This window comes from Streptomyces sp. DSM 116793 (assembly GCF_057320905.1).
Genome location: NZ_CM170494.1, coordinates 6,137,601 through 6,149,831 on the forward strand (window position 1 = coordinate 6,137,601; position 12,231 = coordinate 6,149,831).

Consider the following 12,231-nt stretch of genomic DNA (forward strand, 5'->3'; position numbering starts at 1 on the left):
TCACGGACAGCGCCATGACCTGTGCGGCTCCGGGGTCTTGAGGGCGCGGCCCGTCCTGGGCCGGGCCGGCGCGACGGTGCGGGAACGGTCGGTCTGTGAACATGGAAGCATCGCTGCCGCAGTCGCCAGCCGCCCCGGGTACCGGGGCCTCTTCCCCGCCTGCCCCCACCCGACGGGCCCCTGCGATGACGCTCTCCTCCCTGGTCTCCGGACCCCTGTCCCGCGCCGCCGAACGGAGCGGCGACCGCGCGCCCTGGCGCAGCCTGCGCCACCGCAGCATGCGGTGGTGGTCCACGGCCAATCTCGTCTCCAACGCCGGCACGTGGATGCAGCTCACCGTCCAGAACCTCCTGGTGCTCCAGATCACGGGTTCGGCCGCGGCCACCGGTCTGTCGCTCTCGGTGCAGGCCGCGCCCGGTCTGCTGCTCGGCCTCATGGGCGGCGCGGCGGTCGACGCCTGGCCCCGTAAGCTCACCGCGTCCGTCAGCCAGGCCACGCTCGGCGCGGTGGCCTTCACCACGGCCGCCCTGGTGGCGTGCCACCTGCTCACCATGCCCCTGCTCATGGTCCTCGCCGCGGTGACCGGCCTGATCGCCACGGTGGACGGGCCCGCCTGCGCCCTGCTGGGCAACGATCTGGTGCCGACCAGGGACGTACCGTCCGCCATCGCCGTCGGATCCCTCGTGCACAGCGCCGGCCGGCTCATCGGCGTGGCCCTGGCCGGGGTGGCCGTCGCGGGGTTCGGCACCGCCGCCGCGTACACGGCCAACGGGCTCTCGTTCCTCTTCGTCGCGGCGGTCATCCCGTTCCTGCGGCCCGTGACACCCGGCCGCCGCGCCCCGGCCGGAGCCCCGGCCACGGCGGAGGCGGTGCCGTCCAGAGGGCCGCGGTGGTCCGGGGCACTCGGCCGGCGGCCCGGTGCGTCCCGGCGGCGGGCCGGGGCGTCCGGCTCCGGAGCCCGCGACGGGCTGGTGTTCTTCCTGCGCAGGCCCCGGCTGGTCGCGCTCGCCCTGATCACCGCGGTGAGCGCGGTCTTCGGGCGCAACTACGGGCTGACGCTGGCCGTCCTGGTCACCGGGCCGCTGGCCGGCGGCGCCGCACAGTTCGGAACCGTGTCGACGGCGCTGGCCGTGGGCGGCATCGCCGGTGCCGTCCTCGCCGGCCGGATGCAGCGGCCCTCGGTGCGGCTGGTCGGTGCGCTGGCCGCGATCGGCGCGCTCCTCCAGGTGGCCGCGGGGCTCGCACCGGTCCTGCCGGTGCTCATCGCTCTCGTGGTGCCCATGGCCATCGTCGAGTCGGTCTCCGACACGGCCGGGACGACCGTGCTCCAGACCGACCCGCCGGCGCACATGCGCGGGCGCGTCCTCGGCGTCTGGCGCAGCGCGAGCACCGGATGGGGACTCGCCGGGCCGCCGTTGCTCGGGCTCCTCATGGAGGGGGCGGGCGCACGGGGCGCCCTCGTCGCCGGGGGCATGATCATCGTGGCCGCCATCGGAGCGGGCGCCGTGCTGCACGGCCGCAGGACGCGGCCCGCCCCGGCCGCGGGCACCACCCCGGCTCCGGTAGCGGGCGCGGTCCCGGAGAGGCCTGCCCCGGCCCCGTTCCCGGAGCCCACCGCCGCCCCGGAGTCGTGTGTAACGGCCACGTATTAGAGGCAACAGCCACGTATCAGGGGCCCTTCTCGCGGAACGTCCCAGGTGCCGCCCCGAGTCCCAGTGCTCGGTAAGGCCCACTCGTGCCGAGTGGGCAGCGTTGCACCGAAGGAGACATGATGCGCGTCCGGACCCTGTCCATCGCCGCCCTCGCCGTCGCGGCCGGCCTCTCGCTCACCGCCTGCCAGGGTGGCGGCGACGCCTCCGCGAGCACCCATGACTCCTCCTCCCGGGGCTCCGCCGGCAGCGGTTCGTCCGCCGGCCAGAAGGCCACCACCATGGAATCCGGGGCAGGCGGCTCCGCCGCCGGGTCCGCCGGGCGCGGCACCACCGGTTCCGGCGCCTGCAGGACCGCCCAGCTCGCCTTCAGCACTTCGCACGGCATGGGCGAGGGCGATCTCCTCGTCAACCTCAAGAACACCGGCTCCACCACCTGCACGCTCCAGGGCTTCCCCGGCGTCGACCTCAAGGGCAAGGACGGCACCATCAGCGCCACCCGCAGCCAGCTCACCCCGCCGAAGGTCGGCATCAAGCCCGGCGAGGAGACCCGCTTCACCCTGCACTACCCGCCGAACACCTCCGGCGGCACCGGCGTGACCTTCACCCGTCTCATCGTCACCCCGCCCAACGAGACCCACTCCCACACCCTGCCCACCAGCATCAACATCGCCGCCTCCGGCGACTCCGTCCCCGCCCTCACGGTGGACCCGGTCGGCACCGGCAAGTAGCCAACGCTCTCACCGACGTCTCCGGCGCCGGGCCCGCGCCCTTCGCCGGAGACGTCGGAGAGCGCCGTGCGCAACGCGAATGCCCCGGTCTCGCTCGCGAGACCGGGGCACGCACATGCCGGGTTACTCAGGAGGTGTCAGGCGTTGCCGACGAGACCCGAGACACCCGAGGCGTTGATCTTCACCACGGGCGCCACGGAGCTGGCCACGGCCGCGAGGGGGCCGTCCACGGAGGCGAGACCGGTCACGGTCGGGCTGACGTTGGTGAGCGAGTCGCCGAGGCCGCCGGACACCGTGTCCAGGTCGGCGTCGGAGATTTCCTGGGTCTCGAACTTGGGGGCGGAGCTCATGGTGAAACTTCCCTTCACAACGGTTCTCGGATTGCCGCCGTCGCCGGAATGGGGGCGGGTCGCTCATTGCCTGCGGTGACGCACGGTCAGGCGGGCAACAGAGGGAGGCGGTCTTTCCCAACTGCCTGGGCGGCGTGGGAGGCAGCCCCATGTCGACGGCTGCCGTCCGGCCTTGCGGCTACGCGAATGATCTAAGCACGAGGCATCTCTGCTCGGCATTCGAACGAGAGTTCCGGCGTCACTCGGCGGTCGATTTGCAATCGTGGAACGAATGACGTGAGGGGTGTCGCCCGCTGGATATTCACATTCCTGAGAGAAAAGGTCACATGCGGTCGAGCTCACATTCGAGTTTCGAGCGCGGGGCGCGGTGTATCGAACAAGGTATGGCCGTCGCCCGCCGTCCACCGGCCGTTGTAAAGGTTCCATGTGTAAATAATTTGATCATCGCGTAAGCCCGGCACGCCGGTGCCGGCGAGGCCTCGGATCCGTCCCGGGGTGCCCCGAGCACACTAGAGGGGCGCCCGCCGATGGCGGGCGCCCCTGGGGCCGGACGGGCGTCAGGTGTCAGGCGTCCCCGCCGGGTTCGCCGGTGACCAGGCGGGTCACGGCCGTCGTGTCGGGGGAGAGTTCCCGCAGGCCGGCCACCAGTTCCTCGCCGGCCTCGGCCAGTTCGGCGGCGTCCACCGGGTCGAGGGCGTCCAGGATGAACAGCGCGCGGGTGGTCTCGCCGGTGATCCGGGTGCGGGTGCACTGCCGCCAGTTCCAGCGCCGGCAGGTGACCCCGAGGTCGTCCGTCCACACCACCTCGCCCGGGTCGGGCGACTCGACGACCGGCTCGCCGGACGCCGTCGTCTCGAAGCGCTCCTCGCCGGTCGCCCGCAGCAGCCGGGGCGCGCCCTCGTAGCGGTCGAGGTCCTCACCGCCCAGCGGCAGGACATGGGCGACGGAAATGGCGTTGTAGACGTCGGTGATCCGGTCGATCCTGGGCAGCCCGGCGTCGATCCTGCGCAGCAGCGCCTCGACGCTGGGACGGGTCCGCTTGGGCTTCATCCCCGCGGCCCGGAACGCCTCGTGCCACGCCGTGATACGCGGGTCCTCCGCGAGCGGCTGCCGGGCGGCGCGCTCCCGCGCGACCTTCTCGGCCCCGGCCAGCAGGCGTTCGCTGACCTCGTCGCTGGGACCCGGGCGCAGGCCTTCGACGGCCACGAGCAGTGCCCGGTAGTCGGGGCGCAGTGCCACGACGTCGTGCGCCACGGACGCCTTGGCGAGCCAGGTTTCGAGGGGGGTGGTGGGCGGCATCTCTGCTCCAATGCGCGGGTCGTCGGGCACCTCGGGCACGGGTGGCGCGTGCTTCGGTGACTCGGTGGATGGGCCTGGGTCGTCGGCCGGTGCCGTGACGTCCTGGTGCACGACGAGGGCGCCCTGGTTCACGACGAACCCGATCGGCCCCCGCGTCGGCAGACGGTGCCCGCACGACCACCCCGACCGACCCCTTGAAGCCGAAAAGATACCTTACGTGGCGATCCGGCCCCGCGGACGGGCCGGGACCGCTCACCGACCCGCCGGCCCCGCCGCTCCGGCGTGCCGCCGCCTTTGCCCCTACGGGACCTCCGTCAGCGCGATCGCCCGCCACAGGTCCGTCGCCAGGTCCGGCATGCCGGACTCCTGGGCCCGTACGGCCAGCTCACGGGTGCGCTGCAGGGAGCCAGGGACGCCGCCGTGCGCGTCGATCAGGCCGCTGAGGGCCTCCAGGCGGATCTGGTCGCGATAGGACATCAGCTGCTCACCGCAGCGCGCCCTGGCGCAGAGGTCCGCCGCGCGGGCGAGCAGGCCCTGGTGGAAGGCGAGTTCGGCCTGGAGGAAGAGGAACTCCTGCTGCTGGCGCGGTGCCCCCGCGAGCCGGAGGGCGGACTCCGCCTCGTGCAGGCGGGTCTCGGCCTCGACGGTGTTCGGCGGTGCCGACTGCAACGCCAGCGACGCCGCGGCCAGGCGCAGCCGGAGCCACAGGTCGAGGTCCTCGCGGCTGTCGAGCGCGGCCAGCGCCTTCTTCATCAACTCGGCGGCGTGGGTGCCGTTGCCGCGCCGGGTGCTGACCGTCGCGCACGTCCAGTACGCCTCGGCGGCGAGCGCCCCTTCGGTGGTGCACAGTTCCCCGCAGACGGCGTCGCTGATCCGGGCCGCCTCCGCCAGGTCCCCCAGCTCGGCCTCCGCGGAGGCGAGCAGGAGCTTGCCGCGGATCAGGTCGGCCGTGGGCACGCGCAGCTGGTGTTCGTCGGCGATGGCCAGCGCCTGCCGCACCTCCTCGCGGGCGGTGGCCGGCTCGCCGAGGTTGCGGGCGCAGCGCGCCAGCCGCATACGGGCGTGTACCTGGAGGGCCGGGCGGCCGAGGGTGTTGCTGACGTCCTTGAGCCGGGTGAGGGCGTCGCGTTCGGAGGTGAAGTCGCCCAGCGAGCCGTGCAGCCGGGCGAGTTGGGCCAGGGCCTGCCAGCGTGTGAGCTCGTCGGCGTCCTTCGCCTCGTCGTAGGCCTGGATCAGCATCGTGAGCATCTCGGCGTCCTTGCGGGCCTCGGAGAGCGTCAGGGTGGCGAGCAGGTCGGTGAGGTCGCTGCTGGGCGGCTCGGCGAGGGCCTCGGTCGGGACGCCGAGGCGTTCTGCGAGGTGGGCGACGGCCCGCTCGGTGGGGGGCCGGGCTCCCGACTCCAGGCGGGACAGGTATGCCGCCGACATGCCGGGGCCGGTCAGGTCGGTTCTGGACTTGCCCAGCTCGGTGCGCAGTTGGCGCAGTCGGCGCCCGAATTCCGGCTGCCTCAGCATCGCCGTCCCCGTCCTGTCGACCGTGTGTGTGAAGGATCCCGGTGGGATCCGGGGGATGTGTGTGCTCCGGGGGAAACCAAGCAGCGGAGGCACACGTCCGCCTGCGACGCGTGCCTCCTGGGGTCTCCTGCCCGGGCCCACTCGGTGGCAAGGATTGCCTGGTGAGGGCAACTTTGCCGGGAGTATGCATCTTAGGGCATGTTGCCCGGGCTACGGCCAGTCAATTGTCTCGCTCGGGTCTCCCGTCGTTGTCGTGGTCGCGGGCCAGTCGATGCTGGTGGTCGCCGCGGCGGCATCGGGGGCGGCGCCCACGACGGGTAAGACGGCGACTGCGGCGAGGCTCAGGGCGGTGAGGGTACGCAGCGCAAGCTTCATTCTCTGGTCCTTAGGCGATGCGACGGGGAATCCGTCGTGTGGTGTATGGCGCTTGGCGGGTCGTGCCTCGTGGTGGTGCGCATGGTGCGGATGGTTCGGGCCTGCAGGCCGTTCCTATCAATCCGGGGCGGGCTTCCGGCGCCGTTTTCCCGCATGTGACGCGTTTCTGGCGCACGGTGCTCCGTGTCCCGGCCCGGAGCCGCGTTGGGCGGACCGTCCGGCATGGTCACCGGACGCCCCGCCCGGCGGTGGAGGTCGCCCGCCGCCGCCGTGGTTGCGCCCTCAAAGTAGCCCCACCCATCACTGTTGGCAACCTTTGACAACTTTAGGCAACTGGCTTAGCGTGAGCGAACGAATACGGGGGGACGTCAGGGAAGGGAGAACCACTCGATGCCTGCGGATCCGCTGGTGAAGACGCCTCCCGGGGCACTGCCCGAGATACGTGTGCGCAGGGTGGAGGACGGGTTAGAGGCGGAGCTCACGCTCCTGCGTCTGCTTGTCAACACGACCGAACCACTGCACGTCGACGACCTCGCGCTGCGGCTGGGCATGCCGTCCCCCTGGGTCGGCGAACTGGTCCACCAACTGGTCACCGCCGGCCTCGCCAAGTGGCGCGACCACGGCATCGTGCCCGGGGCGCCGGACATCCTGGTCGCCCATCTCCTGGAGACCCAGCAGCGCTACCTCGTGTCCCAGTTGCAGTTCCAGGAGTCCCTGTCCGCCGCCCTGTCCACGCTCAGCAACCAACTCGTCTCCGGAGCATCCCTGGACGGCGCGCACGACCAGGCGCACTGGCAGATGTACGGCTGCGACGAGGCCGCGGAAACCCTCGACGACGCCCTCGTGCGCGCCCGGCGCGAGGTGCTCAGCCTGAACCCGTGGCTGCCGACGGGCCCCGAGGGGCTGGCCCGCAACCGGGTGCGGCACCAGCGGGCCGCGGAACGGGGCGTCGCCCTGCGCTCGATCCACCTCACCGCGACCCAGCGGCTGCCGCACGGCGGCTCGTACCTGCGCGCGCTGGCGACGGCCGGCGTCAGCGTGCGGGTCGCGCCCTGCCTTCCCTTCCGGCTGATCGTGGTGGACGGGCAGGTCGCCTTCACCTCCTCCAACGCCTCCGACGGCCGGCTGGTGATCCTGGAGACGTCCAGTCCCCAACTCGTGGGGCTGCTCAGCGACATGTTCGAGTTCTGCTGGGTCGACTCCGAGGCCGTACGGCCCTTCGACGCCCGGTCGGGCACGCACGATCTGCACGACCGCGAGATGATGATCATCCGGTTGCTCTCCGAGGGCCGCACCGACAGCGCCATCGCCCGTGCCCTCGGCGTCTCCCCCCGTACCTTCCGCCGGCTCATCGTGCAGGTCATGGACCACCTCGGTGCCCAGAGCCGGTTCCAGGCCGGCGCCCGCGCCGCCGAGCTCGGCCTGCTGCGCACGGGCCACGCCCCGGCCCCGGCCCGCGCGAGCTGATCGGGGCGAAGCCCCGTTCACAGGGGCGCGGGGAGCCGCGCGACCAACCACCGCCGGCCGGTGGCCGGGCACGAGTCCGCAAGGGGCCCGGCCCGTGCCCGCCGCCGGCCCGCCGTGGACGCCCGCGCGGCTCCCCGCGCCCCTTCGGAACGCGGCCCGCCCTCGGGGCGCGGCCCCAACTGGCCGCTGACGGACATGCCGCACACGGTCATTCACTTATCCCTTTTCCCTCTTGAGTTCTCGCATCCGCAAATGATTGGCTCACGCCCCGTGAAGGGCACGGACGTGCCGCCGCCGACCAGTCTCTGCGGGGAATTCCTTGAGATACTCAATCTCGTGGCTCGATGGTCAGATCCTTGCCGTGGACCAGCGACTGCTGCCGCACGAGGAAGAAATCCTGCACCTGGCCACCGTGGACGAAGTCATCGACGCAATCCGCACCCTCGCGGTCAGAGGAGCGCCCGCCATCGGCATAGCCGGGGCATTCGCCGTAGCCCTCTCGGCGCACCGCCATGCCCAGGCCGGCGAATGGACCGAGGAGGCGCAGGCCGCGGTTCGGGCGGACGCCGAGCGCATCGCGCAGGCGCGGCCCACCGCCGTCAACCTCTCCTGGGCGGTGCGGCGCGTGCTGCGCCGGCTGCCGGAGGGCGCGGCCACCGTCCTCGCCGAGGCGGAGTCGATCCTCGCCGAGGACGCCGCCGCCAACCGGGCCGCCGCGTGCCGCGCCGCCGACCTGATCGAGGAGGTGCTCCCCGGCCGCCCGCTACGGGTGCTGACCCACTGCAACACCGGCCGCTTCGCCACCGCCGCCGGCGGCACGGCACTCGGCGCCATCCTCGAACTCGCCGCGCGCGGCCGCATCCAGGAGGTGCTGGTCGACGAGACCCGGCCGCTGCTGCAGGGCTCCCGCCTGACCGCCAAGGAACTCGCCGACGCACATGTGCCGTACCGGATCTGCGTGGACTCCGCGGCCGCGTTCGCCATGGCCGAAGGCCTCGTCGACGTGGTCCTGGTGGGCGCCGACCGCATCGCCCGCAACGGCGACACCGCCAACAAGATCGGCACCTACGGCCTCGCCGTCGCCGCCGACCGCCACCACGTCCCGCTGGTCGTGGTCGCCCCCGAGTCCACCGTGGACGACCGGCTCGCCGACGGCAGCGGCATCGTCGTGGAGGAGCGCGGCCCCGGGGAGGTCACCGACGTGGCGGGCCGCCGGATGGCGCCCGAGGGCTCCGGCGTCTACAACCCGGCCTTCGACATCACGCCGTCCGGCCTGATCAGCGCCGTGGTCACCGACCGCCGCGTCTTCGCCTCCGACTGCCAGGACCTCGCCGCGCAGATCGACGCCTACACCGACTTCGTCGACGACTTCCCCAAGCCCGGCGTGCGGTTCCAGGACCTGTCGCCCGTCTACACCCAGCCGTGGCTGCTCGACCGGGTGGTGCGGGCCCTGCTCAACCGCTACCGCGGGGAGTTCGACCGGGTCGTCGGCGTCGAGGCCCGCGGCTTCCTGCTCGGCACCGCCGTCGCACGGGCCGCCCGGTGCGCCTTCGTGCCGGTCCGCAAGCCGGGCAAGCTGCCCCCGCCCGTGCACGCGGTCGAGTACGACCTCGAGTACGGCACCGACACCCTGGAGCTGAGCGCCTCCGCGCTGTCCCCGGGCGACCGCGTGCTCATCGTGGACGACGTCCTGGCCACCGGAGGCACCGCCGCGGCCGCCGTGAAGCTGGTGGAGCAGGGCGGCGGCACCGCCGTCGCGGTCGCCGTCCTCGTGGAGCTCGCGCAACTCGGCGGCCGGGACCGGCTGTCGGTGCCCGTGTACGCGGCGCGCACGGTACCGGGGGAATGACATGTGTGGAATAGTCGGTCTGTTCGTCGGATGCAGCGCTCTCACGTACTGTCCCAAACAATTACTCCTCAACGGCAGAACGACCCCCGGAACCGAAGATCCCGATTCGGAGGCGGAATTCCCCGGCGCACCCGACGGAACGCCGGACGCCGATTACCGCAGCCCTTTCCGCGCCTGGGACAAACGCTCGGCCGTACGCGCTGCCCAGCGGCGGGTGATCGGGGACGCCGACGCCGGGCTCCCCTATTTCGCAGAGGATCTCGTTCCGCTCGCCCGGCACAAGCGCGTACGGGAACTCCCCCCGGGCACCTACCGCGAAGTGCTCGTCCAGCACCTGTACCGCTACCTCGACTTCACGACGAAGCTCGAACACCTCGTGGTGAACCGGACGGCCCTGGGCATCGCGCAGGGCACGATCGGGGCGCGGCTGCCGGAGGAGATGCGGTTCGACGCGTACAAGGTGTACTGCGACGAGGCCTACCACGCCCTGTTCTCGGTCGACCTCATCCGCCAGACCGTGCGCCGCACGGGCATCGAGCCGCGGCTGCCCGACGTGCCGTACTTCATGCTCAGGCTCCAGCAGTTGCAGGAGGAGGCGAGGGCGGACTACCGGTACCTGGCGGAGCTGGTGTTCGTGATCGTCTCCGAGACCCTCATCTCGGGCTCCCTGGCGGAGCTGCCGCAGGACAGCGACATCGTCCCCGCGGTGCGCGAGGCGATCCGCGACCACGCCCAGGACGAGGGCCGCCACCACACGTACTTCTCCCTCTTCGCCAAGCACCTGTGGGGCCAGCTCGACGCACGGGAGCGGCGGACGGCGGGGCTGCTGGTGCCCCACCTGATCCTGGCGTTCCTGGCGCCCGACACCGAGGCGATGCGCGGGGAACTGGGGCAGTACGGGTTCGACGACGACACCGCCAGGGAGATCGTGGCCGAGGTGCTGCCGGAGGACGTGGTGACCGCGGACGCGCGTGCCGCCGCCGCGCAGACCATCCGCCTGTTCGCGGGCCTCGGGGTGCTGGAACTGCCCGGTGTCACCGAGGAGTTCCAGAAGGCGGGGCTGCTGTGATCCGGCCCTAGGTGGCTTCTGATGGATCTCCGTGGCGTCGCGACGCCCGGCACGTACTCTCGCCGCACCGGGCACAAGCCCACGTACGCCCAGTACGAGGACTTGCACCCGGCACGCCGAGAGTACGCACCGAACGCCGCTCCTTCTCCCACGGAGATCCATCAGAAGCCCCCTCGCCGTAGGCCGTGCGGAAGGCGGCGCACCGCCCGAGATACGCCGGCAGCTCCCGGCGGCCGAACCGCTCCCGGTCCCACCGGCCGGGCAGCAGCAGGTCGCCGGCGAGGCACACATACGCCGAGGCGTGGCCGCCGTCATCCAGGCGGATGGTCCGCAGTGCGTACCAGGGGGCCTCATAGGCGTCGAGGAGCCGCCACTCGGCCTCGGCGAGTCCGCTCAGCACCAGGCCGTCCGCCGACCGGCCCGGGGCGGCAACCAGCCCCGGGAAGGGCCTCTCCCGCAAGGGAGCGGCCCGCCAGCCGGTCACGGCCGCGGGGCGGTGCGCCGGCACCCGGTCCAGGAGCGCCCGCAGGACGTCGGGGAACATCAGGCTCCCGTACACGAACAGCTCGTCACCGCGTCCCGCCAGCCGATCGACCGTCATCACCCTGCCACCTTCCGCGCCCGGCCCCGTCCGGGCCGTGCCCGCCGTGTCCCACCGGATCCCCGCCCGGGGCGGGGCCCCAGTCCACCACCCGCACCCGCGGCCCGGAGACGCGAGCTGCTGGCCGGGTGCGGCCGGGCCCGCCATGGCCAGTCCGGACACCTGGCGCGGGCCCGGGCGCGAACTCAAGGATCTCCCCCATGAGCGATGAACCCACCGGCATCCGCGCGGTCACCGCCGCCGCGGACCTGCCGGCCGACAGCTGGGCGGCACTGCTGCGCCCGGAGGACCTGTTCCTCGGCGGGCGCTGGCTCGCCGTGGCCGAGCGCACCGCGGGCTGCCCGATCCGCTACCTGCTCGCCGAACGGGACTCCACGCTGCTCGCGGGGCTCGCGACCGCCCTGGCCGACGAGAAGGCGCCCTGGGTGCTCGGCCGCCCCGACACCCTCCTGACGGCGTGCGCCGAGGCGGGCAGGGCGGGGGCGGCGGAGGTGCTCGCCGCGCTGCCGGACTCGGACCCGGGCAGCCTGCTGCCCACGCTGGTGTGCGGCGGGCGGCACATGGGCCGCAGCCGGGTGGTCCGGCGCCCGGACACCGGCCGTCGGGTGCTGGACGCCCTGGTGGCGCGGGCCGAGGAGGCGGCGGCCGAGCAGGGCGCGGGGTCGGTGGCGTTCCCCTTCGTGGAGGAGGACGACGCGGAACTGCGCGAGGTGCTGGCCGCGCGCGGCTACCTGTCCCATGTCTCGGGCCGCTACAGCACCCTCCCGGTCGGCCCCGGCGGCTTCGAGGCCTACCTCGGCCGGCTGTCCGCCAAGCGCGCCCGCCGGGTGCGCGCCGAGCGGCGCAAGCTGCGCCAGGCCGGGATCGAGCTGCGCATGCAGCCGCTCACCCGGGACCTGGTGCCCCGGCTCGGCGAGCTGGAGGCGGGGCTCATGGCCAAGTACGGCGTCGCCTGGACGGCCGCGCAGACCGAGCAGGTGCTCACCGAGATGCTCGACGTCTACGGCGAGGACGTCACCGTGACGCTCGCGGTCGGCGACGGCGGCATCCGCGGCTTCGGCACGCTGCTGCGCTTCAAGGACCACTGGTACGCGCGGCAGGCCGGCTTCGACTACGCCTACCAGGGCAAGCTCGCGCTCTACTTCGAGACGCTCTACTACGCCCCGGTCGAGGAGGCGGCCCGCCGCGGCATCGACGCCATCCACTACGGCCTGGGCAGCGAGGAGGCCAAGCTCTCCCGCGGCTGCGTCGCCCGGACCCAGCACGCCCACCTTCTGCCGCTGCCCCGCTGACCGCCCGCCCCGCCCTCCCGGGACGTTCCCCGGC

General features: G+C 72.9%; 11 protein-coding genes. 6 read left to right on the forward strand and 5 right to left on the reverse strand.

The annotated features are described in order from the left end of the window. The first annotated feature begins 185 nt into the window (after positions 1-185). Positions 186-1,652 carry an MFS transporter gene (locus ACSMXW_RS24110; RefSeq protein WP_485799272.1) on the forward strand — a complete coding sequence of 489 codons (1,467 nt, stop codon included), beginning with the start codon at positions 186-188 and terminating at the stop codon, positions 1,650-1,652. Positions 1,653-1,768: 116 nt separating this feature from the next. Next, positions 1,769-2,380 (forward strand): DUF4232 domain-containing protein, encoded by a 612-nt coding sequence (locus ACSMXW_RS24115; protein WP_485799273.1) that lies wholly within the window; start codon positions 1,769-1,771, stop codon positions 2,378-2,380. 137 nt (positions 2,381-2,517) lie between these two features. Here ACSMXW_RS24115 and ACSMXW_RS24120 read toward each other — a convergent pair whose 3' ends face one another. The 4 genes from ACSMXW_RS24120 to ACSMXW_RS24135 form a co-directional block, all read right to left on the reverse strand. Next, positions 2,518-2,730, reverse strand: a complete 213-nt coding sequence (locus ACSMXW_RS24120) for a type A2 lantipeptide (RefSeq protein WP_485799274.1) — start codon at positions 2,728-2,730, stop codon at positions 2,518-2,520. A 564-nt stretch (positions 2,731-3,294) separates the two neighbouring features. Beyond that, complete coding sequence (locus ACSMXW_RS24125) at positions 3,295-4,029, reverse strand: B3/B4 domain-containing protein (RefSeq protein WP_485799275.1); 735 nt, start codon at positions 4,027-4,029, stop codon at positions 3,295-3,297. Positions 4,030-4,329: 300 nt separating this feature from the next. Beyond that, positions 4,330-5,544 carry a helix-turn-helix domain-containing protein gene (locus ACSMXW_RS24130; protein WP_485799276.1) on the reverse strand — a complete coding sequence of 405 codons (1,215 nt, stop codon included), beginning with the start codon at positions 5,542-5,544 and terminating at the stop codon, positions 4,330-4,332. 210 nt (positions 5,545-5,754) lie between these two features. Beyond that, positions 5,755-5,919, reverse strand: a complete 165-nt coding sequence (locus ACSMXW_RS24135) for a hypothetical protein (RefSeq protein ID WP_485799277.1) — start codon at positions 5,917-5,919, stop codon at positions 5,755-5,757. A 390-nt stretch (positions 5,920-6,309) separates the two neighbouring features. Here ACSMXW_RS24135 and ACSMXW_RS24140 point away from each other — a divergent pair, with 390 nt between their 5' ends. The 3 genes from ACSMXW_RS24140 (at position 6,310) to ACSMXW_RS24150 (ending at position 10,304) form a co-directional block, all read left to right on the forward strand. Further along, positions 6,310-7,386 carry a helix-turn-helix transcriptional regulator gene (locus tag ACSMXW_RS24140; protein WP_485799278.1) on the forward strand — a complete coding sequence of 359 codons (1,077 nt, stop codon included), beginning with the start codon at positions 6,310-6,312 and terminating at the stop codon, positions 7,384-7,386. 319 nt (positions 7,387-7,705) lie between these two features. Continuing rightward, positions 7,706-9,235, forward strand: a complete 1,530-nt coding sequence (gene mtnA / locus ACSMXW_RS24145) for an S-methyl-5-thioribose-1-phosphate isomerase (protein ID WP_485799279.1) — start codon at positions 7,706-7,708, stop codon at positions 9,233-9,235. Positions 9,236-9,449: 214 nt separating this feature from the next. Continuing rightward, positions 9,450-10,304, forward strand: a complete 855-nt coding sequence (locus ACSMXW_RS24150) for a diiron oxygenase (protein WP_485799280.1) — start codon at positions 9,450-9,452, stop codon at positions 10,302-10,304. A 7-nt stretch (positions 10,305-10,311) separates the two neighbouring features. Here ACSMXW_RS24150 and ACSMXW_RS24155 read toward each other — a convergent pair whose 3' ends face one another. Continuing rightward, positions 10,312-10,905 (reverse strand): gamma-glutamylcyclotransferase family protein, encoded by a 594-nt coding sequence (locus ACSMXW_RS24155; protein ID WP_485799281.1) that lies wholly within the window; start codon positions 10,903-10,905, stop codon positions 10,312-10,314. A gap of 200 nt (positions 10,906-11,105) precedes the next feature. On the opposite strand from ACSMXW_RS24155, the gene ACSMXW_RS24160 reads away from it, so the two are divergent. Beyond that, the gene (locus ACSMXW_RS24160) at positions 11,106-12,197 is read left to right on the forward strand and encodes a GNAT family N-acetyltransferase (RefSeq protein ID WP_485799282.1); all 1,092 of its coding nucleotides are present in this window, start codon (positions 11,106-11,108) and stop codon (positions 12,195-12,197) included. The last annotated feature ends 34 nt before the right edge of the window (positions 12,198-12,231 follow it).

What these genes read in the sequence shown, in the direction of transcription:
- ACSMXW_RS24110 (WP_485799272.1), top strand. Translation starts at nt 186, where the DNA reads ATGACGCTCTCCTCCCTGGTCTCCGGACCCCTGTCCCGCGCCGCCGAA.
- ACSMXW_RS24115 (WP_485799273.1), top strand. Translation starts at nt 1,769, where the DNA reads ATGATGCGCGTCCGGACCCTGTCCATCGCCGCCCTCGCCGTCGCGGCC.
- ACSMXW_RS24120 (WP_485799274.1), bottom strand. Translation starts at nt 2,730, where the DNA reads ATGAGCTCCGCCCCCAAGTTCGAGACCCAGGAAATCTCCGACGCCGAC.
- ACSMXW_RS24125 (WP_485799275.1), bottom strand. Translation starts at nt 4,029, where the DNA reads ATGCCGCCCACCACCCCCCTCGAAACCTGGCTCGCCAAGGCGTCCGTG.
- ACSMXW_RS24130 (WP_485799276.1), bottom strand. Translation starts at nt 5,544, where the DNA reads ATGCTGAGGCAGCCGGAATTCGGGCGCCGACTGCGCCAACTGCGCACC.
- ACSMXW_RS24135 (WP_485799277.1), bottom strand. Translation starts at nt 5,919, where the DNA reads ATGAAGCTTGCGCTGCGTACCCTCACCGCCCTGAGCCTCGCCGCAGTC.
- ACSMXW_RS24140 (WP_485799278.1), top strand. Translation starts at nt 6,310, where the DNA reads ATGCCTGCGGATCCGCTGGTGAAGACGCCTCCCGGGGCACTGCCCGAG.
- ACSMXW_RS24155 (WP_485799281.1), bottom strand. Translation starts at nt 10,905, where the DNA reads ATGACGGTCGATCGGCTGGCGGGACGCGGTGACGAGCTGTTCGTGTAC.
- ACSMXW_RS24160 (WP_485799282.1), top strand. Translation starts at nt 11,106, where the DNA reads ATGAGCGATGAACCCACCGGCATCCGCGCGGTCACCGCCGCCGCGGAC.